We start from the raw sequence: 20,645 nt of genomic DNA, 5'->3' as shown, positions 1-20,645 counted from the left end.
AACATAAACAAAACTTAGGATATTTGATATCTGTAAAAGTGGCTTTAAAGCCCTTCGTGTCGAAGTAGTAAAAGAAAGTGGTGCGACCAGCGAGATTTGAACTCGCACACCTAACGGCACTACCCCCTCAAGATAGCGTGTCTACCAATTCCACCATGGTCGCGAATATGAAATTTAGCCCGAATTCGGGCTAAATTTAACCAAGCATCGGGTTTGCGTAAAGAACGATCAGTGTGATAACAAGTGCGTAGATAACTTGTGCTTCGATCATCGCAAGTGCGATAAACATCGTAGTCATAAGCTTGCTGCCTACGCCAGGGTTTCTGGCTGTTCCGCTGATAGTAGCCGCTGCGGTGTTGCCCATACCGATAGCGCCGCCAAGAGCTGCAAGACCTAGGCCTATACCAGCTGCGATAACAGAATACGATCTGATCATCTCGCCGTCAGCACCAAAAGCGAATGCAGCAAGAGATACGATCAATAAAACGATTTTTTTCATCGTTGCTCCTTTGTGATTTAAGCTCGTTCGGATCCGTCCCCTACTAAAACTTTTAAGCCCGTATCATACAAAAATAAAGCTTTGTTTTTCTTAAAATTTAGGCCGCTTTGTGAGTAAGTTATGAAATAACGATTATAAATTTGTTTCAAATAAAAACATCAAAATTTTAAAAGCCATTGAAAATTCGCGAGCTTAGAAAAATAAAAGTTTTTTTATGGTATCGTCGAAACTATTTAATTCGGATTTAAATTAGGGCTTAAATGATAAATGAAAAATTCTCCAAAATAGGCTTCGTCCTTGCTATGGCCGGCTCTGCCGTCGGCCTTGGCAATGCGTGGAAATTCCCGACTATGGTCGGCAACAACGGCGGCTCGGCGTTCATAGTTTTATATTTGGTTTTGACATTTTGCGTCGCGTTCGTCGCATTTTTGGCTGAGCTTAGCATAGGAAAGCTCGGCGAGAGTGATGTCGTGAGCTCGATTTATAAGCTCGCTCCAAAGCACAAAAGAGCATGGTCGCTGTCAGGATTTTTCATGATAGGTGCAGTGCTCATAGCCTCTTTTTATATGGTCGTGATCGGCTGGATACTAAAATACATCTACCTAAGCTTTGGTAAGCTTCCTGTGACGAACGAACAAGCCGGAGCCGAATTTGACAGTCTGCTTACAAACGACGCATTCAGCGCTATTTTATGTTTTAGTATCGTATTTTTGATCGTATTTTTCGCGGTTTCAAAAGGCATAAAAAGCGGTATAGAAAGGCTTAACGTTTGGATGATGCCAAGTTTGTTTATATTGCTGTTTGGTATGCTTTGCTATTCGCTTACGATGAATGATGGCTTCATGAAGGCTGCGAAATTTTTATTCGTGCCAAATTTTGACGCTATAAGCGCAGATACATTCCTACAAGCGCTCGGTCTCGCCTTTTTCTCGCTTTCTATGGGCGTTGGCGTGATCCCGACCTACGCTGCAAATTTACCCGAGCGCACGAATCTCATAAAATCGACCCTTTCTATCATTTTTATAAATATATTGATAGGTATAATGATGGGTCTAGTCGTTTTTACCTTTATATTTGCCTACGGGGGCGACACGACGCAAGGCGGTCCGGGACTGATATTTGTTTCGCTCGCGACACTCTTTGCGAAGCTTGGCTTGATAGGAAACGTCATGGCCGTGGCGTTTTTCGTATCGCTGCTTTTTGCCGGAGTGACGAGTGCGGTCTCCATGATAGAGCCGTTTGCTTATTATCTTGTCAGGAAATTTGACTTCACACGCAAAAAAGCGCTCGTTTATATAGGGATCTTAGTCTATGTGCTAGGCATAGCCTGCGTGCTTTCGTATTATAAGCCTACAGCTCAAAATTTCAGTGTATTTGGCAAGCCGATGTTCGATGCACTGGATTATCTCACGTCAAACATAATGATGCCGATCGGCGCGATAATATTTAGCGCCTTTGTAGGCTGGGTGCTGAAAAAAGATGGTTTGTTCTTTCTCTTTGGCGATTTTATGGGTAAATTTTGGTTTGAAATTTGGTATTTTGCGCTGCGATTTTTAGCGCCTATCGCTATTTTCATAATAATGATCTATCAAATTTTAGGCAAATAAATGAGCGAAAAATTTAGCAAAATAGGCTTCATCCTCTCTATCGTAGGAGCGGCTATCGGACTTGGCAACGCGTGGAAATTCCCTTACATGGTCGGCGCAAACGGTGGCTCGGCGTTCGTGCTCGTGTATCTATTTTTCGCGCTCATCGTCGGGCTTAGCATATTTTTTGCCGAGATGGCGATGGGTAAAATTTCAGGCAGTGACACCGTAAACGCATTTCGCTCGCTCGCTCCGTCGCGCCAAAATGCATGGGGATACGCCGGCATCATCATGATAACAGGAATTTTCGTAGCTTCGTTTTATACGCTCATCATCGGCTGGGTCATAAAATACGCCGTCTTGAGCCTAGGCTCGCTTCCAAAAGATATAAACTCCTCCGCCGCACTTTTTGAAAATTTCACTTCACAAAACGCAAGTGAGCAAATTTTATATTTCACTTTGGCGTTTTTAGCATATTTTTTCGTGCTGACAAAGGGCGTGAAAAGCGGCATAGAGCGCATAAATTTATGGCTCATACCGGCACTTTTCGTGCTTTTGCTGCTGATGCTCGGATATTCGATGAGTATGGACGGCTTTGACGAGGCGGTCAGGTTTTTGCTGGTGCCTGATTTTTCCAAGATAAACTCGGAGACCGTATTTATGGCTCTTGGGCTTGCGTTTTTTACGATGTGTATAGGCATAGGCTGCGTACTTACGTATTCATCGAGTCTAAATGACGATACGAATTTATTCACATCATCGCTTTACGTCGTGTTTTTAAACATCATCATCAGCGTCATCATCGGTCTTATCGTATTTACCTTCGTATTTGAATTTGGCGCTAAGCCGTCTCAAGGCGTGGGACTTGCTTTCATCTCGCTGCCGACATTGTTTGCAAAGCTTGGCGTGCTTGGCAACGTTCTTTGCTTAACGTTTTTCGTGGCACTTATATTTGCGGGTCTTACATCGGCCATATCGATGGTAGAGCCTGCTATCTTTTATCTAAACCGAAATTTCGGTCTTAGCAGACTAAGATCGATCGTGATAGCAGGTGCGGCAGTATATGTACTTGGCGTTCTTTGCGCGTTATCTGGCGTTACAGATTTTAAAGACGAGCTGACGTTTTTTGGTAAAGGGTTTTTTGACTGGCTCGATTATATCAGCTCAAACATCATGCTGCCACTTGGAGGTATCGTGATAGCGCTTTTTGTGGGGTATTTTATGAAATTTCAGTCGCTAAGGGCGCTTTTCGTGCCTTATATGGGCGAGACGATATTTAAAATTTGGTATTTTTTACTTCGCTACATAGCGCCCATTTGTGTGCTTTTAGTTTTAGTTAAGGGGATAATGTAATGGCAAAAGAACAGTTTTCTAAGATAGGTTATGTTTTGGCGGTCGCGGGTTCTGCCGTCGGCCTTGGCAATGCGTGGAAATTCCCGTATATGGTCGGCGAAAACGGCGGCTCGGCATTCGTGCTATTATATCTTGTCATTTGCTTTTTAGTGGGTGTGCCTATCTTTATGGCTGAGCTTAGCATAGGCAAGCTAAGCGAAAGCGACAGCGTAAACGCCTTTAGGAAACTTGCCGATAAGCATAAAAATTTATGGCAATACGTGGGAATTTTAGCCATGGTCACGGCTGCGATCATATCTTGCTATTACATAGTCATCATCGGCTGGGTGATAAAGTATTTTTTCTTATCTTTTAGCTCTTTGCCAAGCGATATCGAAAGCTCTAAGGCGATATTTAACGAGCTTATCACAAAGGATGCTGGGGAGCAGACGATCTGCTTCATCGCGGCGTTTGCGTTATGCTTTTACGTTTTATCAAAGGGTGTGAAAAGCGGTATAGAAAAGCTTAATGTCTGGATGATGCCAAGCCTGTTTATAATGCTTTTGATAATGCTTGGTTACTCGGCTACTATGGACGGGTTTGTCGCGTCGGCTAAATTTTTACTCGTGCCTGATTTTAGTAAAATTTCGATAAATTCCTTGCTTTTGGCGCTTGGACTTGCGTTTTGGACGCTCTCCCTTGGCATGGCGGCCATCATAACGTATTCGGCTAGTCTCAGTGACGATACGAATCTAAGCACCTCCACGATAAGCGTCGTGCTCATAAACATCACGTTAGCCATAATGATGGGGCTAGTAATCTTCACGTTTATATTTGAATTCGACGCCACGCCGGCTCAAGGACCGGGGCTTGTATTCATCTCGCTACCGACATTGTTTGCAAAGCTTGGCTTTGCGGGAAATGTCCTAGCCGTCGCATTTTTCGTAGCGCTCATATTTGCCGGTATAACATCGGCTATTTCGATAGTCGAGCCGTTCGTATTTTTTCTTATCAGAGAGTATTCTATCAGCCGCAAAAAGGCGCTCACTATAGTCGGTGCGGGCGTTTTTGTCGTGGGGCTCATGTGCGTCTTTGCAAATATAGAAAATATAGGCGATAAAATTTTATTTTTCGGCAAGAATTTCTTTGACTTCCTGGACTTCACATCCTCTAATGTCCTGCTTCCGATAAGCGGAATTTTAGAGGCGATATTCGTTGGTTATTTTATGAAACGCAAAGCGCTTTATACGCTTTTTAGCCCTTATATGAGCGACTGGGTGTTTAACGTCTGGTACTTCTTACTTCGTTTCGTGGCGCCTATTTGCGTATTTTGCGTTATGATGAATTCGTTGTTTTTTACTTAAAGGTTGATTATGCAAAGACTTGAGAGATTTTTCGATAAGGCTGCCGATATAATCGGCTATTTGTGTATGTTTATCATGGCACTGATGATAATAGACGTCTCTTTCAACGTCGTTTCAAGGTATTTTTTTCAATACGGCAACGTCGGGCTTCAAGAGCTTGAGTGGCATTTTTTCGCGATCGTTTTCTTGCTAGGTATGAACTACGCGTTAAAAGAGGACGCACATGTTCGCGTCGATATCTTTTACGCAAAATTCAGTCCGCGCACGAAGGCGCTCGTAAATATGATAGGAACGGTTATTTTCATAATACCGTTTGCCATTTTGGTCTCGACTTTATCAATCGATTTTGTGATGGAGGCATACACTTCAAACGAGGGCAGCGCCGATCCGGGAGGGCTTCCTTATCGCTGGGTAATAAAAAGTTTCATCCCTATATCTTTTTACCTTTTGATATTTTTTTCGATAGGCTTTTTTATTAAAAATTTCAATCTCTACCAAAGTGCGAAAAGGGGCTAAAATGGCTGGTATAGTGATGTTTTTAGCCGCGCTTTTGATGCTTGGTATAGGATTTCCCGTCGCATTTACCTTTGCTGCAGTAGCGATGATATTTGGACTGATTGGCGGTATGATAGAGAGCTTTGGTGACGGAGACGGCCTGATCGGCGGATTTATAGTTTTTAAGGATATGTTCGCCTTCATGCCTTATAGGATATTTGACTCCATCATGCAAAATAAAATTTTGATCGCCGTGCCGCTTTTTGTCTTTATGGGTGTAGTTTTGCAAAAATCAAAACTAGCCGAGAGGCTACTTGAGAGCATGGGGCTATTGTTTGGTGAAATTCGTGGCGGCATAGCTATCAGCACCGTCTTAGTCGGTGCGTTGCTTGCGGCATCCACCGGTGTCGTAGGAGCTAGCGTGGTCGCTATGGGCGTGATAAGTCTGCCCGTGATGCTAAAATACAAATACAACCAGTCTCTTGGCTGCGGCACGATATGCGCAGCGGGTACTTTGGGGCAGATCATCCCGCCATCTATCGTGCTCATAATCCTGGGCGATATATTTTCAGTCCCGGTAGGCGAGCTTTTCCACGAGGCTTTCGTACCCGGACTCGTGCTGGTCGGTGCTTACGTAGCTTATATTTTGATAGTGTCTTACGTGAAGCCCGAATTTGCCCCTATCGTAGAGTCTAGCGTAGATGAGAGCAAGATGAGGCAAATTTTAAGAGCGCTTGCTGCTATCTTGCCGCCGCTTTTACTCGTTGTCTGCGTGCTTGGCTCGATATTTGCCGGTATCGCTACGCCGACTGAGAGCTCGGCCTTTGGCTGCGTTGGAGCCGTGTTACTTTCGCTTTTTTATAGGACGTTTTCATTTTCGATGTTAAGAGAAGCGCTCGAGGAGAGCGTTAAAACTACGGCGCTCGTATTTACTATTTTAGTCGGCGCTACGGCATTTTCGCTCGTTTTTACTTACACCGGGGGCGATGAGATAGTAGAAGAGTTTATGACGAATTTACCGGGTGATAAATGGGGATTTGTCATATTTAGCATGGTCGTGATCTTTGTGTTGGGATTTTTTATAGATTTTGTAGAAATTTCATATATTGTCTTGCCTATTTTAGCGCCTATCGCGATCAGTCTAGGTATAAATCCGATATATTTTGCCATACTAATAGCCATGAATCTACAGACCTCATTCCTGACGCCGCCGTTTGGATTTAGCCTATTTTTCTTACGTTCGGTCGCTCCGCCACAGATAAAGACCAGCTCGATATATAAGGGCGTAGTGCCTTTTATAATCGTTCAGCTGATAGTTTTGGCATTTTTTTGTTACTTTTTGATGAGATAAAGAGTGTCTATGTCGGCTCGAAAGCAAAATTTCGTGATAGCTCAAAGACCGAGCCGGGCGTCATTTTAGAGGAGCAAGCCCAATGTCGATGCAAAAATACTCCAAAAGAGAGCGAGACTGATAAGGGCTAAATTTAGCCCTTATTTGCTAAATTTGGCGTAATACTCTTGCAGATAATCCGAGTAGTAGCTGTTTTGATCGCGCTTATCAAAGCTAGCCGTGCCCCTACTTGCCGTCTCATATGTTTGCTCGTCAAACACCGACATCGCGATAAATAGCCTAAGCGCGCCCATATCGTCGTTATCGTCTAAAATCACATCTTTATATTCATTTGCCAGATCGCATGCTATTTGTCTCTCATTAAGCCTAACGGCAGCTTCGATCAGTAGCGGCATTTGCGAGATGGTGCGAGGCTCTGAGCCGATCACTTTGGTAGCTTGCGGCAAAAGTGCCTTTGCCTCCTCGATCCTGCCTAAATTTATCATGCTAAAAAGCACCGGCGCGTATGTCAGATGTGGCACTTCGCCGCATGTCAGCTCACCGCGCAGTATCGGCTGGGCTGCGTTTAGCGCATCTTCGTAATTGCCGACAAAGTAGTGATAAAGCGTCAGATCGCTCGCCTCGCAAGCCTCACAATCGCCCATATCATCGTGCGCTAGCCCTTGCCATAGCTCAAAATTTACTCTCGCTTCGCGCACATCGCCCATCGTGATGTTTTGTAGCATGAGCGCCTTGTGATAGGCAGCTAGGCTTATATCAAAATATTCATACAGCCGCTTCATCATCTCATTTGTCTCCTCGATCCTCTCTTTTGACGTGCTTGCACTTTGACCAAGACCAGCGACGATCCACTTAAATTTCCACAAGCAATCATCTAAAATTTCAGCATCAGCGTCGCTTGCTTTATTGTTATTAAATTTATCGATAATGTGCTCCGTCAGCCACTTTAAAGTCCATGCGCGAAATTCGCTATTAAATTTCTCGCAGTCATCATTTAGCACAAATTCACTGATCTGCGCGAGCAGTTCGTCATCTTTTGCACTAAGAGCCTCTTTGATCTGCTTGGATAAAAAATCCTCTTTTTTAGTCAGTTTATCGATTTTATCTAGCTCTTTATAAATTTGCTCGATCGTCATTTTCTGCCTTTTAGCCTAAATTCAGTGATAAAATTATATCTACTTTAATCTAAAACAAGGTAAAATTGTAATAATTTTAATCCAAAAAAAGGTAGCAAAATGGCCAAAAAATTTATAGACGTTATGGATACTACTTTTAGGGACGGTTTTCAGTCAGTTTATGGCGCCAGGGTGCTTATGGACGACTTTTTTCCCGCGGTCGAAGCGGCCAAAGAGGCGGGCATAAAGCATTTTGAATTTGGCGGCGGCGCACGCTTTCAAAGCCTTTATTTTTACCTTAATGAGGACGCATTTACGATGATGGATAAATTCCGTGTCATCGTGGGCGAAGGTGTAAATTTACAGACATTAGCGCGCGGAGTAAATACCGTCACGCTCGACACCGGTAGCCGCGAGCTCATCGACCTGCACGCAAAGATGTTTAAAAAACACGGCACGACTACGATCAGAAATTTTGACGCGCTAAACGACGTGGAAAATTTAAAATATTCAGGCGAGCGCATCGTTCATCACGGTCTTAAGCACGAGGTCGTAGTCACCATGATGGATCTGCCGCCAAACTGCGTAGGTGCGCATGATGTAGCGTTTTACGAGAGGATTTTAAGGCAAATTTTAGATGCTGACATACCTTATCACAGCGTCTGTTTCAAGGACGCCAGTGGCACGAGCAGCCCGCAAAAGGTCTATGAAACTATCAAAATGGCTCGCAAACTTCTCCCACAAGATACTCATATCCGCCTTCACACTCATGAGACCGCCGGTGTCAGCGTAGCATGTTATCTCGCCGCACTTGAGGCCGGAGCTGACGGCATCGATCTGGCCGCAAGTCCAGTCAGCGGAGGCACCAGCCAGCCTGACATCTTAACGATGCTACACGCCGTAAAGGGTAAAAATTTCGACCTTGGCGGGCTTGATGTGGAAAAAATTTTAAAATATGAAAGCGTGTTGAGAGATTGTTTGAGCGATTATTTCACCCCGCCTGAAGCCACACAGGTAAGCCCTCTCATCCCGTTCTCACCGATGCCAGGCGGTGCGCTCACTGCAAATACCCAAATGATGCGCGACAACAATATCCTTGATAAATTCCCGGCCGTGATAGAAGCTATGCGCGAGGTCGTCGAAAAGGGCGGTTACGGTACGAGCGTGACGCCTGTCAGTCAGTTTTATTTTCAGCAAGCTTTCAATAACGTGATGTTTGGCAAATGGAAAAAGATAGCCGACGGATACGGCAAAATGGTGCTTGGCTACTTCGGTCATACTCCTTGTGAGCCTGATAGCAAGGTCGTAAAGCTAGCCAGCGAACAGCTAAAGCTAAAGCCAACCAAAGAAAACGCCATCGATATCGCAGACCGCGACGAGAGCAAGTCGCTTAAAGCTACGCGTAAAATTTTAAAGAGCGAAGGTATAGCCGTTACAGACGAGAACGTATTTATCGCTGCTGCTTGCAAGGAAAGGGGCATAGCATTTTTAAAGGGCCAGGCAAAGGTCAATGTAAGAAAGATAAGTCAAATGCCAAAAGAGCAGCCATGCACGCAAAAATCCACTCAAAGCGGTAGGTATAGCGTAGTCGTAAATGGTAGCCGCTATAATGTCGAAGTAAGCGAGGGCTTTAACGATAGCGTGCAGGTAAAAAGCATAACCGAAGTCGCCGCAGAGCCCGCTAAAAATTCGTCTAAAAGCTCACCCGCCAGTCATAATGGCGACGCCATACTTAGCTCGGTGCCTGGAGTAGTGCATAAAATTTTGATCAAAGCAGGCGATAAGGTCAAGAAAGGGCAAGCTATCGTCGTGCTAGAAGCTATGAAAATGGAGATAGAAGTCTCCGCTCCAAAAGACGGCACGATAAGCTCGATCGAAGTAAAGCAGGGGCAAAATGTAGAAAGCTCTCAGGTTATAGCCAGGATGTAGGCCTAAAATAGGCCGTTGCCATTATGGTGCGGTCTATTTTGTTTTTGCTTCTTAGTGAAGCGACTATACTCATATCCGTGCCAGCCTCTATTTTATCCTTAAAAAAATAAATTAAATCCCAAACGAAAATTTAGCCTCCATAAAGCTACGTAAATTCCGGCGCAAGCTCAATAAAGAGGGTGTTAAGGAATATTGCACTAATATTTTGAAATACAAGCGGCATGGTAAATTTAAAATTTACTTTGTCGCTGGTGCGATTAGACTATTTTGATCAAAATTTAAAGGAAAATCATGGTAAATGAACTAGAAAATTTAGGTTTAAGTGACATCAAAAAGATCAATCACAACCTTAGCTACGACGAGCTTTTCGAGCTTGAAAAGGCTCGCGGCGAAGGGTGCGTGTCAAGTAACGGCACATTTATGGTGGATACTGGCATCTTCACGGGTCGCAGCCCGAAAGATAAATACTTTGTAAGGCAAGACCCGAGCCAAAAATATATCGCCTGGGGTAAGATAAATCAACCTATCTCAAAAGAGCTTTTTGACAAGCTTCTAGCAAAAGCCAAAAAGCAGCTTAGCGGCAAGGAAATTTTCATCCAAGACGCCTTTTGTGGGGCGAGCGAAAAAAGTAAAAAGTCCGTGCGTTTCGTGACCGAAGTCGCGTGGCAGGCGCATTTTGTAAAAAATATGTTTATCCGCCCGAGTGAGGCGGAACTAGCTAAATTTAGCCCCGATTTCGTCGTTTATAACGCCTGCAAATGCAAAAACGAAGACTACAAAAATGACGGGCTGCACTCGGACGTTTTTGTCATATTTAACGTCGAGGAAAACGTCGCTGTCATCGGCGGTACGTGGTATGGCGGCGAGATGAAAAAGGGAATTTTCTCGATGATGAACTACTGGCTGCCGCTTGAAGGCAAGCTAAGCATGCACTGCTCGGCAAACATCGGCAAGGCAGGCGATACCGCGCTATTTTTCGGTCTTAGCGGCACGGGCAAGACGACGCTCTCGACCGATCCAAATCGTAAGCTAATAGGCGACGACGAGCACGGCTGGGACGATGATGGCGTGTTTAACTTCGAGGGCGGCTGCTACGCGAAGTGTATAAATCTCGATCCAAACAGCGAGCCTGAAATTTACGCGGCCATTAGGCGCGACGCACTGCTTGAAAACGTCGTCGCGGACGAAAACGGAGTGGTTGATTACAAAGACGGTAGCAAGACCGAAAACACCCGCGTGAGCTACCCGATCTATCATATCGACAACTACGAGCCAAGCTCAAGCGGCGGACATCCTAAAAATATCATCTTTCTAACAGCCGACGCATTCGGCATTTTGCCACCGGTGGCAAAGCTTAGCAAAGAGCAGGCGATGTATTATTTCCTAAGCGGTTACACCGCCAAAGTCGCCGGCACCGAGCGGGGTATCACCGAGCCTGTGGCGACGTTTAGCGCGTGCTTTGGCGAGCCTTTCATGCCGCTACACCCGACCGTTTATGCAAAGCTTCTTGGTGAGAAGATCGATAAACACGGCGTAAATGTCTATCTGGTAAATACCGGCTGGAGCGGCGGAGCGTATGGCACGGGCAAGCGCATGAGCATCAAGGCGACGCGCGCGTGCATAAACGCGATACTTGACGGCAGCATCACGAAGTGCGAATTTGAAAATTTTGAAAAATTCGACCTTGCGATACCAAAGGAGCTCGCGGGTGTGGAAACCAAGCTACTAAATCCGATAAATACGTGGGAAAATGCTGGCGAATACGTCGCCACGCGCGATAAACTAGCCAAAATGTTTGTAGAAAATTTCAAACGCTACGAGGACGTGAAAGAGGGCGTGGAATTTGCCAAAGCCGGTCCAAAAGCTTAAATTTGGACTGCTTGTAGGAGCGATTTTGCTTGCGGGCTGCGAGGACTCCCGTGAGCAAAACGCACCGCTAAAATCCGCTAAACAGCCGACTATCTCGCTGATAGCCTACGATAATGCGTTAGAGTATCTAAACGCATATCGAAACGGCTCACAGCTTAAAAGCCTGAAATTTAACGACGACCTCGCACTGGGCGCTAAAAACCACGCCAGATACTGCACCGCAAACGAATACATGGGACACGACGAGACGAGAGGCGGTAAAAATTTCACCGGCGCAAACCCTGCAGAGCGAGCGAAATTCGCCGGGTATCAAGCCGCAAGCGTGTTTGAAAACATAGCTTACAAAGAGGATTTTACCTCCGCGATCGACGGGCTTTTTACGGCGATATATCATAGATTTGCATTTTTGAGTCCTAGCGTCGATGAGGTCGGGTATTTCATGGCAAAGGATGAGAAATTTTCCTCTTTCGTCTTTTTGATGGGAAATTCCAAGATCGAAAATTTTTGCAAAAAGGGCTTGAGCGACGGCGGAAGCGGGAAATTTTACACCCGTGTCTGCGCGAACGAAGATCTCAAGATGCGCGCAGATAGGCTTGAGAGCCTCACTTACTCAAGCAGACCTTATGTAAAATTTCCTGAGGGCATGCCCGTGCTACCTTATTTTAGCGGCGAGAGTCCGGATCCCTTCCCCGAGTGCAAGATCACTGCAAATCCCGTCAGCATCGAGTTTAATCAAAATTTTAAAAATATAAAAATGCTAAATTTCGAAATATATAAAGATGGCGAGCAGCTTGATGATTTAAAAATTTTAGACGCCAAAAACGATATCAACAAAAAATTTAGCTCGCAGCAGTTTGCGGCGTTTTCGCGCGAAGTGTTTGACTTTGACGCGCAGTATCAAGTGGTCTTTAGCTACGAGAGAGACGGCGTCAGACAAGATGACATAAAATGGAGCTTTAAGACAAAAGGCTTTTCTCATCCATATTTCGAGGCGGTGGGCGGCGATGTTTTGGGCGTGGATGCGGACAAGATATACGAGATATTTTTCCGCCCCAAAAACTGTAACGATGTCATCAAAAGATATGACTACAAATATCCAAAATCTTTAAGTCCTGACATCAAACAAAGCGGAACGAACACGCTTAGCGTAAATTTAAGCGGACTAAAGGGCGATAGCCTAGAGATCTTGCTAAATAACGCAACTCTTGTAAAGGTCGTGCTCACGAGCAGCTCGCAAAAAGCTCTCGAAAAAAGGCGAGGATATCTCATAAAAGGCGCACTGATCGCATTGGCGGCTATCTTTGCGTTTACACTGATATGGCTAAATTTCAAGAGATCAAAGTAAGAGGCGTTTAAATTTTGAGTAAAATTTAAACATCGCCGGTCGTTTTTGCTATCATCGTTTCTAAATTCTAAAAATTAAATTTGAATTTTAGGCTAAAAGTAATATAGTTTAATAAAATCTATGTTACAAAGGACATTTTATGAGCGAGCAAAAAGGCGGAATTTTCTCTTTTTATTTTAAGAGCAACCTGCTTGTGAGGATTTTGATAGGCCTTATCGTGGGTGCTATTTTTGGTATCGTTTTTCAAAATGCAAGCCAGGCGATCGAGTTTTTACAGCCATTTGGAGACCTTTTCATCAGGCTTTTAAAGATGATAATGGTGCCCGTGATCGTCTGCACGCTCATCGTGGGCACGAGCTCCATCTCGCCGGCTCAGCTTGGCAAGGTCGGCGTAAAGATCATTATATTTTACCTGCTGACATCGCTTTTTGCCATTATCATCGGGCTTTTTGTGGGCACGGTCATAGCTCCTGGCGAAGGGATGATGCTAGAAAACATCGCGGGCACGGCCAAGGAGGCCAAGGCTCCGACCTTGGTGCAAATTTTACTTGACATCGTGCCGACGAATCCTTTCGGCTCGGTGGCTAAGGGCGAAGTGCTGCCTACCATTTGTTTTTGCGTATTTTTTGGCATCGCGCTTGCATTTTGCCGTGACAGCAAAGACGAAAAGGTCAAAAATTCAGCCGATGTCGTGTTTTCGTTTTTTGAGGGCATGAGCGAGGTCATGTTCAAGGTCGTCGGCTGGGTAATGCAATACGCCCCTATCGGCGTTTTTGCACTTATTTTTATCGTTTTTTCAAAGAGCGGCGCGGACGCTTTCGGACCGCTCTTGAGCGTCACGATCAGCGTTTATATAGGCCTCTTGCTTCAGATCGTTTTGGTTTATTGCGTGATCTGCTTGATCTATAAGCTAAGCCCTATAAAATTCTTAAAAAAGGTTCGTCCGCCGATGGTGACGGCCTTTGTGACGCGTTCATCCGGTGCTACGATACCTGTGTCTATGGAGACGGCGGAAAAAGATATGGGCGTGCCAAGAAGCATCTTTGGCTTTACTATCCCGGTAGGAGCTACGATAAATATGGACGGAACGACCATATATCTTGGCGTTTGCGCGATCTTTATCGCAAACATCGTGGGCGTACCGCTAAATTTCTCGCAGCAGCTCACGGTCGTTTTGACCGCTGTTTTGGCCTCGATCGGGACAGCCGGAGTGCCTGGCGCCGGTGCTATCATGCTTTTGATGGTGCTTGAGTCGGTCGGTCTAAAAGTGGAGGCCGGAAGCGTCGTAGCCATAGCTTATGGCATGATACTTGGTATAGATGCTATCCTCGATATGGGTAGGACATCGATGAATGTAGTCGGCGATATGGTCGGTGCGGTCATAGTCGCCAAGAGTGAAAACGAACTGGATATGGAGGCATGGAACAGATGAAATGCCTAGGGATAATCGGCGGCATGGGGCCGCTAGCAAGTGCCGATCTTTACAAGAAAATGACGGAACTAACGCCTGCTACGTGCGATCAAGAGCATCTGCATATAGTGATAGATTCTTATTCGCAGATAGAGGATAGGACGAAATTTATAATGGGCGAGGGGCCAAGTCCTCTGCCAAAGCTGGTAGAAAGCGCCAAACGGCTGAAAAATGCCGGCTGCGAGGCGCTACTGATGTCTTGCAATACGGCGCATTTTTTCACCGAGGACATCCAAAAGCAAGCCGGAGTCAAAATTTTACACATCGCAAGGGCTGCGGTAGATGCCATAAAAGGGCGTTACCCGGACGCGAAAGATATCGCTGTCATCGCAACTAGTGGCACTAAAAAAGCGCGCGTATACGATAAAATTTTAGACGAATACGGGCTAAATAGCGTGAGCTTTACAAAAGAGCAACAAGACGGGATTATGGACTGCATTTATAAGGGCGTTAAGGCCGGCAAGACGCAAGAATTCGTGCCGATTTTTAATAAAATCATAAGCGGGATAAAGGCTGATGTTTATATCGCCGCTTGCACCGAGATTCCTATGTTTTTACCGTTTTTGGATAGGGATTATAAATTTATAGACGCGACGCTGGAGCTTGCCAAGGTCGGTGTAGAGTTTGGACTAGAGAGAAAAATTTAGAGCGTAAAAACGCTCTAAATTTAGATCATGAGTGGAAATGATACTCTTCTGGATGATCCAAAGCGTATCTGAATTTATTCATATCCACTTTTTTATCCCAGATAGAGACTATCATGCAGCCCACGGCGTTTCCGCAGAGGTTGCCTACCGCGCGCATCTCGGACATAAATTTATCCACGCCTAGCAATATCGCCACGCTAGCTACCGCGATACCCGTGCTAGGGAGCGCAGCGAGCGTACCTGCTAATACTATAAATCCTGATCCCGTCACGCCTACGGCGCCTTTGCTGGTGATCATCAGTACGATTAGGATGCTGATTAGATGCCCGATCGTGAGATCGACATTTGTCGCGTATGATAGGAAAATGATACTAAGGCTTAGGTAGATGTTCGTGCAGTCTAGGTTAAAGGAGTAGCCGGTAGGGATGATGAGGCCTACGGCGCCTTTATTGATGCCGGCGGATTCTAGCTTTTGCATGAGCGGAGCGAGTGCGGTCTCGCTGGAGCTGGTGGCAAAGACGACTAGTACTTCGCGCGATATGAAGCGCATAAATTTAAAGATATTGACCTTTGCGAAATAGCAGATGATACCCAGCACGATAAAGATGAAAAAGCACGATGCAGCCGCCATCACGAGTAGTAGCTCGACCATGCCTAGTAGCGAGCTGATGCCAAATTTACCGATCAAAAACGCCATTGCCGAAAACGCTGCGACCGGGCTAAATAGCATCAAAATAGCTAGTAGCTTCAGCACATAGTGCTGGATCTTTTCTAGCGGCTTTAGCACGAGCTTTTTGTGATCGTTGTTTAAAAACGAAAGCACGATCGCGACTACTAGCGCCATAAATAGCACTTGAAGCGTATTTGCATGGATAAATGGTGAGATAGGATCAGGTGGGATAGCACCTTTTAGGATGTGTAGCACGTGCTCGACAAAGCCAAGATTAGCCGAGCCGTCGCTAGCTTTTATAAATTTATCCACGCTGGAGGTATCTAGCGTAGCAGGGTCGATATTCATGCCATGACCCGGGCGTAAAACCTCACCGAATAAAATTCCCACGGCAAGGGCAAGCGTGCTCACGACTTCAAAGTAGATAAACGCTTTAAAGCCGATCGTGCCGAGATCTTTTAGACTCTCAAGCCCCACGATACCGGAGATGATGGTTAGAAAAATGATCGGTCCGATGAGCCATTTCAAGGCCTTGATGAAATAATCGATCCCGGGCTTGCTGGCGATACCAAGCTCTGGGTAGAAATGCCCCACCAGCACGCCGGCTACGATGCCTAAAACGACCCAAAACGCGAGGTTGAAGAGCAACTTTGTCGCAAAATTTGCGTTTTTTATGTATTGTGGTATCAAAATTATCCTTTACAGGCTTTCTTTTATCTGTGCTAAGATGATCTTATCGCCCTGTCTGATGCTGTCTGGCACCTTTAGGCTCTCTTCGTTCGCACATTTTCCAAATACCGTATGAACGCCGTTTAGATGAGGCTGCGGACTATGACAGATGAAAAACTGCGAACCGCCAGTATCGCGACCCGCATGCGCCATAGATAGGCTACCACGCTCATGTTTTACCTTTTGCCCGTCGCATTCGCATTTTATGCGCCAGCCAGGACCTCCCATGCCGTTTCCGTTGGGGCAACCGCCTTGTATGACGAAATTTGGTATCACACGGTGAAAATTCAGCCCGTTGTAAAAGCCGCTTTTTATGAGCTCTACGAAATTTGCGACCGCTTGCGGAGCTTCGTCTGCAAAAAGCTCAAGCGTTATGTCGCCTTTTTCGGTACTAAGGACGGCAAATCTCGACTTTCTTAGTTCGTCTAGATCCACATCGTAAATTTTTAACTCTTCACGCATATTTTTCCTTTGAAATTTTATTCGATATTCGTATAAACAGCCTGCACGTCATCATCGTCTTCTAGCTTGTCAAGCAGTCTTTCGACCTCTTGCATCTGCTCTTCGCTCAAGGCGATGGTGGAATTTGGGATGTATTGAAGTGTGCCTTTTTTGACCTCGAGTCCTAGCTTTTCGATGCCTTCATGAAGCGTGCCAAAGCTGGTGTAATCGCCATAGACATAAAGCGTATCGTCCTCAAGCTCAATGTCGCTAAGCCCGAAGTCTATCAGCTCGAGCTCGACCTCTTCGATATCGGTGGTAGGTTTGTTCAGCTCAAAGACGCTCTTTCTTGAAAACATAAAGCTAAGGCTTCCGCTTGGCAGCACCTCGCCACCGTTTTTACTAAATATGGCCTTTACGTTTGCGACCGTTCGCGTAGGGTTATCGGTAGCGCATTCGACGATTATTTGCACGCCGTGTGCGGCCTTTCCGTCATAAAATATCGTTTTTATATCCGCACTATCTTTGCCGTTAGCACGTTTTATAGCCGCGTCAATATTGTCTTTTGGCATATTTTCGGCCTTTGCGGCGGCTATGGCGGCACGAAGTTTAGGGTTCATATCAGGCTCGACGCCGCCTTCTTTTGCAGCTACCGTTATGGCCTTGGCAAGCTTTGGAAAAACCTTGCTCATCTTGTCCCAGCGCGCTTCTTTTGCCGCTCGTCTATACTCGAATGCTCGTCCCATACTTTTCCTTACAAAAATTAAAAATTTTCAAGATTATATCTAAAACAAAATTTTATTATTTTGAAATTTGGTGCATTTTGGTATGATTTGATAAAAATTTATATTTCGGGATTTATAATGAAAGGTGTAATTTCAAATGCACGAAGGCATGACGCCAAACGCTGCATAGAGCTGCTGAATTTAGCGATGGAAGACATCGCATTTAGGCTAAGCGGCATCGAAGACAGGGCTAAAAGCGATGAAATTTTACACTCGTTTTTTAAAAGCGACATCAATAGACTAAGCTACAACAACGTATATGTTTTTAAAATTTCAGATGAGATAGTCGGTGCGATATGCATTTATCACGGCGGCGATCTGGCGATGCTAGATAAACCGATATTGCAGCATTTAAAGGCTCTTGAAAAAGAAGCGATCCTTGATAGCGAATGCTTTGAAGATGAATTTTATATCGATAGTATCGCGGTAGATGAAAATTTTAGAGGGCGAGGTATCGCAAAAGAGCTCATAAAGCATGCTTTTGCCGTCGCAAAGCAAAAGGATTTTAAAAAAATTTCACTCATAGTAGATGAGAATAAGCCAAAAGTTCAGGCTTTTTACGAGAGCTTGGGCTTTAAATTCGACACCAAAATGATCGTAAATTTTCATAGCTATAATCACATGATAAAGGAGATATTATGAAAAAATTTCAAGTAGCGAACATCCACTGTGAAAACTGCGCAAAAACGATAAAAAATGCACTAGAGGACGAATTTGGCGAAATTTACATCGATCTAAATAGCGAACCAAGGCTAGTTAGCGTAGATATCGCTGATAGCGATGTGGATAAATTTAAGACCGAGATAGAAGATCTTGGCTTTGAGGTCTTGCAAGAGGTCAAATAATGCCTAAAAGCGTCAAACTAAACATCGCCGGCATGAGCTGCGTAAACTGCTCTAACGCCATCGAAAAAGTGGCTAAAAAGCTTGACGGCGTCCTTGAAGCGCATGTAAATTTCGCAAATGCGACGGGCGAATTTATCCTGCGCGATGACAGCGTGCGCGAAATTTTAGAAGCAAAGATAAAAAAGCTAGGATACGACATCGCGACTGATCTTGATGAATTCGAGCAAAAACGTAGCGAGCACATCGCAAATATGAGAAATAAATTCCTTTTCGCGTTTGCAGCCAGCCTCGTCATAATGGGGCTTGAAATTTTAGGCAAGCGAGGCGTTTTAAACGATGTTTTGATGCTTGCTTTGGCTTTTTTGACGCTGGTTTTTAGCGGGCGAGACTTTTTCACCCACGCTTACGCCGCCATCAAAAACAAAAACTACGATATGAACGTGCTTGTCGCACTTGGAACAAGCAGCGCGTTTTTGTATTCGCTTTTTGTATTTTTGCTTCCTAGCGCCCTGCCAAGCGACCTTAGAAACATGTATGTCTCAAGCTCCGCGATGATAATAGCTTTCGTGCTGCTTGGCAAATATCTCGAGGAGCGCTCGAAGGCCAGGGCGGGCGATTATCTAAAGACCCTGCTTAAAATTTCGCCTAAGACCGCGATCCTCATAAAGCCTGACGGACAAAACGTAGAAGTGAGCGTCGAGGAGCTAAAGCTCGGCGATGTCGTAGTCGTAAAAAACGGCTATAACGTGCCTTGCGACGGTGTCATAGTCCAAGGAGGAGCCGAGATAGACGCATCTATGCTGACCGGTGAGAGCCTGCCTGTCTATAAAGAGGCTGGAGATGAGGTGTTTGCAGGCACTTTAAACACAAACGGCTATATAAGCGTGAAAGTGAGTAAAGGCTCGCACCAGACGCTACTGTCTCAAATTTTAAATCTGCTAAATGACGCCAGCACTAAAAAAATGCCTATCAGCCGCCTAGCCGACAAGATCGCAAATATCTTCGTTCCAAGCGTTATTTGCATCTCACTTTTGGCATTTTTTGTTTGGATGGTTTTTAGCGGGAATTTCGCCTATGCCGTTTCAAGCGCGATCTGCGTGCTCATCATCTCGTGTCCGTGCGCGCTAGGCCTTGCCACGCCGATAGCCATCATAACGGCGCTAGCACGCGGTGCAAAAGATGGAATTTTGATCAAAAATCCTGAAGTGATCGAGCTCGTGAAGGATGTGAGATTTGTAGCGTTTGATAAAACGGGCACTCTTAGCAAAGGTCAAATCAGCGTCAAAAGCTGCAAGCTAAGCCATGATGATCTGCTCCTAGCAGCCTCTGTTGAAGCCTTGAGCGAGCATCCTATCTCAAAAGCGGTCGTGAAATTTGCCGAGCAAAATTCCATAAAGTCTATGAAGCTTGAGGGTAAATTTGAAAATATCGTGGGATATGGCGTCATTTACGAGGATGATAAAAATCGCGTAGTCATAGGCAACGAGAGTTTGCTAGCAAAAAACGGCGTTTTGATAGATGACGAGAAAAAAGGCGAAATTTCAGGCATTTTAGATGAGGGAATCGGCATCATACTTTGCGCGATAAACGGCGAATTCAGAGGCTTCATCTCCTTAAGCGACGAGCTTAAGAGCGGGGTGAAAGAGGCGCTTGGCGAGCTTGAAAATTTAGGCGCACAAAGCGTCATCCTATCGGGTGACAACGAGAAAGTCGTCTCGCATATCGCCGCGCAACTTGGCGTAGATAAATTTTACGCAAATATGCTTCCAAACGATAAATTTGAAAAGATAAAAGAGCTTAGTCGCCAGGGCAAGGTGGTGTTCGTGGGAGATGGCATAAACGACTCGCCTTCGTTAAAAGAGGCCGATGTAGGCATCGTGATGAACTCTGGCTCTGATATCGCAAAAATGGCCGGCGATATCGTACTCATGAAAAACGACGTCAAGGGCGTAGCCAGCTCGCTAAAGCTTGGCAAAAGCACTATGAGGACGATAAAAGAGAACCTTTTTTGGGCGTTCGTGTATAATGTCGTTTGTATCCCGGTCGCTGCTGGCGTGCTGTATCCTATTTTTGGGATATTGCTTAGCCCGGTTTATGGCGCACTTGCGATGTGTTTTAGCTCGGTTACGGTCGTGCTCAATTCGCTTAGGCTTAGATATTTGAAATTTTAAG

The 20,645-nt window shown here is 45.2% G+C and carries 19 protein-coding genes and 1 tRNA gene; 14 read left to right on the top strand and 6 right to left on the bottom strand.

The window, feature by feature from the left end:
- Nucleotides 1-78 precede the first annotated feature (78 nt).
- Both HMPREF1139_RS04525 and HMPREF1139_RS04520 read right to left on the bottom strand, forming a co-directional pair.
- Nucleotides 79-163 (bottom strand) — tRNA-Leu (locus tag HMPREF1139_RS04525).
- Between the two features lie 33 nt (nucleotides 164-196).
- The gene (locus HMPREF1139_RS04520; RefSeq protein ID WP_009650368.1) at nucleotides 197-499 is read right to left on the bottom strand and encodes a F0F1 ATP synthase subunit C; all 303 of its coding nucleotides are present in this window, start codon (nucleotides 497-499) and stop codon (nucleotides 197-199) included.
- A gap of 260 nt (nucleotides 500-759) precedes the next feature.
- Here HMPREF1139_RS04520 and HMPREF1139_RS04515 point away from each other — a divergent pair, with 260 nt between their 5' ends.
- The 6 genes from HMPREF1139_RS04515 to HMPREF1139_RS11540 are packed head-to-tail and all read left to right on the top strand — an operon-like array spanning nucleotide 760 to nucleotide 6,758.
- Nucleotides 760-2,106 carry a sodium-dependent transporter gene (locus HMPREF1139_RS04515; RefSeq protein ID WP_009650156.1) on the top strand — a complete coding sequence of 449 codons (1,347 nt, stop codon included), beginning with the start codon at nucleotides 760-762 and terminating at the stop codon, nucleotides 2,104-2,106.
- The gene (locus HMPREF1139_RS04510; RefSeq protein ID WP_009650114.1) at nucleotides 2,107-3,438 is read left to right on the top strand and encodes a sodium-dependent transporter; all 1,332 of its coding nucleotides are present in this window, start codon (nucleotides 2,107-2,109) and stop codon (nucleotides 3,436-3,438) included.
- Nucleotides 3,438-4,781: a sodium-dependent transporter gene (locus HMPREF1139_RS04505; RefSeq protein ID WP_009649983.1), complete on the top strand. Its 1,344-nt coding sequence runs from the start codon at nucleotides 3,438-3,440 to the stop codon at nucleotides 4,779-4,781. Before HMPREF1139_RS04510 ends, HMPREF1139_RS04505 begins: the two co-directional genes overlap by 1 nt.
- Nucleotides 4,782-4,790: 9 nt before the next feature.
- Entirely contained in the window at nucleotides 4,791-5,297 is a 507-nt protein-coding gene (locus HMPREF1139_RS04500) for a TRAP transporter small permease subunit (protein WP_009650259.1), read from the top strand.
- A gap of 1 nt (nucleotide 5,298) precedes the next feature.
- Complete coding sequence (locus HMPREF1139_RS04495) at nucleotides 5,299-6,627, top strand: TRAP transporter large permease (protein ID WP_009649967.1); 1,329 nt, start codon at nucleotides 5,299-5,301, stop codon at nucleotides 6,625-6,627.
- Entirely contained in the window at nucleotides 6,606-6,758 is a 153-nt protein-coding gene (locus HMPREF1139_RS11540; RefSeq protein WP_156795014.1) for a hypothetical protein, read from the top strand. Before HMPREF1139_RS04495 ends, HMPREF1139_RS11540 begins: the two co-directional genes overlap by 22 nt.
- 9 nt (nucleotides 6,759-6,767) lie before the next feature.
- Here HMPREF1139_RS11540 and HMPREF1139_RS04490 read toward each other — a convergent pair whose 3' ends face one another.
- On the bottom strand, nucleotides 6,768-7,763 hold the full coding sequence (locus tag HMPREF1139_RS04490) for a hypothetical protein (RefSeq protein ID WP_009650366.1): 996 nt from the start codon (nucleotides 7,761-7,763) through the stop codon (nucleotides 6,768-6,770).
- 99 nt (nucleotides 7,764-7,862) lie between these two features.
- Between HMPREF1139_RS04490 and HMPREF1139_RS04485 the strand changes: the two genes are divergently transcribed.
- The 5 genes from HMPREF1139_RS04485 (at nucleotide 7,863) to HMPREF1139_RS04465 (ending at nucleotide 15,003) form a co-directional block, all read left to right on the top strand.
- Nucleotides 7,863-9,671 (top strand): biotin/lipoyl-containing protein, encoded by a 1,809-nt coding sequence (locus tag HMPREF1139_RS04485; RefSeq protein ID WP_009650145.1) that lies wholly within the window; start codon nucleotides 7,863-7,865, stop codon nucleotides 9,669-9,671.
- 291 nt (nucleotides 9,672-9,962) lie between these two features.
- A complete protein-coding gene (gene pckA, locus HMPREF1139_RS04480; RefSeq protein ID WP_009650263.1) occupies nucleotides 9,963-11,540 on the top strand; it encodes a phosphoenolpyruvate carboxykinase (ATP) in 1,578 nt (525 codons plus the stop codon).
- A complete protein-coding gene (locus HMPREF1139_RS04475; RefSeq protein WP_009650130.1) occupies nucleotides 11,515-12,885 on the top strand; it encodes a CAP domain-containing protein in 1,371 nt (456 codons plus the stop codon). The genes pckA and HMPREF1139_RS04475 overlap by 26 nt, the downstream gene beginning before the upstream one ends.
- A gap of 139 nt (nucleotides 12,886-13,024) precedes the next feature.
- Nucleotides 13,025-14,317, top strand: coding sequence for a dicarboxylate/amino acid:cation symporter (locus HMPREF1139_RS04470; RefSeq protein ID WP_009649979.1), 1,293 nt, complete (start codon nucleotides 13,025-13,027; stop codon nucleotides 14,315-14,317).
- A complete protein-coding gene (locus HMPREF1139_RS04465; RefSeq protein ID WP_009650184.1) occupies nucleotides 14,314-15,003 on the top strand; it encodes an aspartate/glutamate racemase family protein in 690 nt (229 codons plus the stop codon). Before HMPREF1139_RS04470 ends, HMPREF1139_RS04465 begins: the two co-directional genes overlap by 4 nt.
- 25 nt (nucleotides 15,004-15,028) lie before the next feature.
- Here the strand turns inward: HMPREF1139_RS04465 and HMPREF1139_RS04460 are convergent, their stop codons facing one another.
- Genes HMPREF1139_RS04460 through HMPREF1139_RS04450 form a run of 3 tightly spaced genes read right to left on the bottom strand, consistent with a single transcriptional unit; the run spans nucleotide 15,029 to nucleotide 17,589 of the window.
- On the bottom strand, nucleotides 15,029-16,363 hold the full coding sequence (locus HMPREF1139_RS04460) for a cation:dicarboxylate symporter family transporter (protein WP_009650077.1): 1,335 nt from the start codon (nucleotides 16,361-16,363) through the stop codon (nucleotides 15,029-15,031).
- 9 nt (nucleotides 16,364-16,372) lie between these two features.
- Nucleotides 16,373-16,864 (bottom strand): peptidylprolyl isomerase, encoded by a 492-nt coding sequence (locus HMPREF1139_RS04455; protein WP_009650345.1) that lies wholly within the window; start codon nucleotides 16,862-16,864, stop codon nucleotides 16,373-16,375.
- Nucleotides 16,865-16,881: 17 nt separating this feature from the next.
- A complete protein-coding gene (locus HMPREF1139_RS04450) occupies nucleotides 16,882-17,589 on the bottom strand; it encodes a YebC/PmpR family DNA-binding transcriptional regulator (protein WP_009650157.1) in 708 nt (235 codons plus the stop codon).
- A 117-nt stretch (nucleotides 17,590-17,706) separates the two neighbouring features.
- On the opposite strand from HMPREF1139_RS04450, the gene HMPREF1139_RS04445 reads away from it, so the two are divergent.
- Genes HMPREF1139_RS04445 through HMPREF1139_RS04435 form a run of 3 tightly spaced genes read left to right on the top strand, consistent with a single transcriptional unit; the run spans nucleotide 17,707 to nucleotide 20,644 of the window.
- Nucleotides 17,707-18,270, top strand: coding sequence for a GNAT family N-acetyltransferase (locus tag HMPREF1139_RS04445; protein WP_169753691.1), 564 nt, complete (start codon nucleotides 17,707-17,709; stop codon nucleotides 18,268-18,270).
- Nucleotides 18,267-18,473 (top strand): heavy-metal-associated domain-containing protein, encoded by a 207-nt coding sequence (locus tag HMPREF1139_RS04440; RefSeq protein ID WP_009649941.1) that lies wholly within the window; start codon nucleotides 18,267-18,269, stop codon nucleotides 18,471-18,473. The genes HMPREF1139_RS04445 and HMPREF1139_RS04440 overlap by 4 nt, the downstream gene beginning before the upstream one ends.
- On the top strand, nucleotides 18,473-20,644 hold the full coding sequence (locus tag HMPREF1139_RS04435) for a heavy metal translocating P-type ATPase (protein ID WP_009650071.1): 2,172 nt from the start codon (nucleotides 18,473-18,475) through the stop codon (nucleotides 20,642-20,644). Before HMPREF1139_RS04440 ends, HMPREF1139_RS04435 begins: the two co-directional genes overlap by 1 nt.
- The last annotated feature ends 1 nt before the right edge of the window (nucleotide 20,645 follow it).

The organism is Campylobacter sp. FOBRC14, from assembly GCF_000287855.1.
In the GTDB taxonomy this organism is placed as follows: domain Bacteria; phylum Campylobacterota; class Campylobacteria; order Campylobacterales; family Campylobacteraceae; genus Campylobacter_A; species Campylobacter_A curvus.
This window is presented reverse-complemented; position numbering and strand designations above follow the sequence as displayed.

Coding starts and splice junctions, on each gene's coding strand:
- HMPREF1139_RS04520 (WP_009650368.1), bottom strand. CDS start 499: ATGAAAAAAATCGTTTTATTGATCGTATCTCTTGCTGCATTCGCTTTT.
- HMPREF1139_RS04515 (WP_009650156.1), top strand. CDS start 760: ATGATAAATGAAAAATTCTCCAAAATAGGCTTCGTCCTTGCTATGGCC.
- HMPREF1139_RS04510 (WP_009650114.1), top strand. CDS start 2,107: ATGAGCGAAAAATTTAGCAAAATAGGCTTCATCCTCTCTATCGTAGGA.
- HMPREF1139_RS04505 (WP_009649983.1), top strand. CDS start 3,438: ATGGCAAAAGAACAGTTTTCTAAGATAGGTTATGTTTTGGCGGTCGCG.
- HMPREF1139_RS04500 (WP_009650259.1), top strand. CDS start 4,791: ATGCAAAGACTTGAGAGATTTTTCGATAAGGCTGCCGATATAATCGGC.
- HMPREF1139_RS04495 (WP_009649967.1), top strand. CDS start 5,299: ATGGCTGGTATAGTGATGTTTTTAGCCGCGCTTTTGATGCTTGGTATA.
- HMPREF1139_RS04490 (WP_009650366.1), bottom strand. CDS start 7,763: ATGACGATCGAGCAAATTTATAAAGAGCTAGATAAAATCGATAAACTG.
- HMPREF1139_RS04485 (WP_009650145.1), top strand. CDS start 7,863: ATGGCCAAAAAATTTATAGACGTTATGGATACTACTTTTAGGGACGGT.
- pckA (WP_009650263.1), top strand. CDS start 9,963: ATGGTAAATGAACTAGAAAATTTAGGTTTAAGTGACATCAAAAAGATC.
- HMPREF1139_RS04470 (WP_009649979.1), top strand. CDS start 13,025: ATGAGCGAGCAAAAAGGCGGAATTTTCTCTTTTTATTTTAAGAGCAAC.
- HMPREF1139_RS04465 (WP_009650184.1), top strand. CDS start 14,314: ATGAAATGCCTAGGGATAATCGGCGGCATGGGGCCGCTAGCAAGTGCC.
- HMPREF1139_RS04455 (WP_009650345.1), bottom strand. CDS start 16,864: ATGCGTGAAGAGTTAAAAATTTACGATGTGGATCTAGACGAACTAAGA.
- HMPREF1139_RS04450 (WP_009650157.1), bottom strand. CDS start 17,589: ATGGGACGAGCATTCGAGTATAGACGAGCGGCAAAAGAAGCGCGCTGG.
- HMPREF1139_RS04445 (WP_169753691.1), top strand. CDS start 17,707: ATGAAAGGTGTAATTTCAAATGCACGAAGGCATGACGCCAAACGCTGC.
- HMPREF1139_RS04440 (WP_009649941.1), top strand. CDS start 18,267: ATGAAAAAATTTCAAGTAGCGAACATCCACTGTGAAAACTGCGCAAAA.
- HMPREF1139_RS04435 (WP_009650071.1), top strand. CDS start 18,473: ATGCCTAAAAGCGTCAAACTAAACATCGCCGGCATGAGCTGCGTAAAC.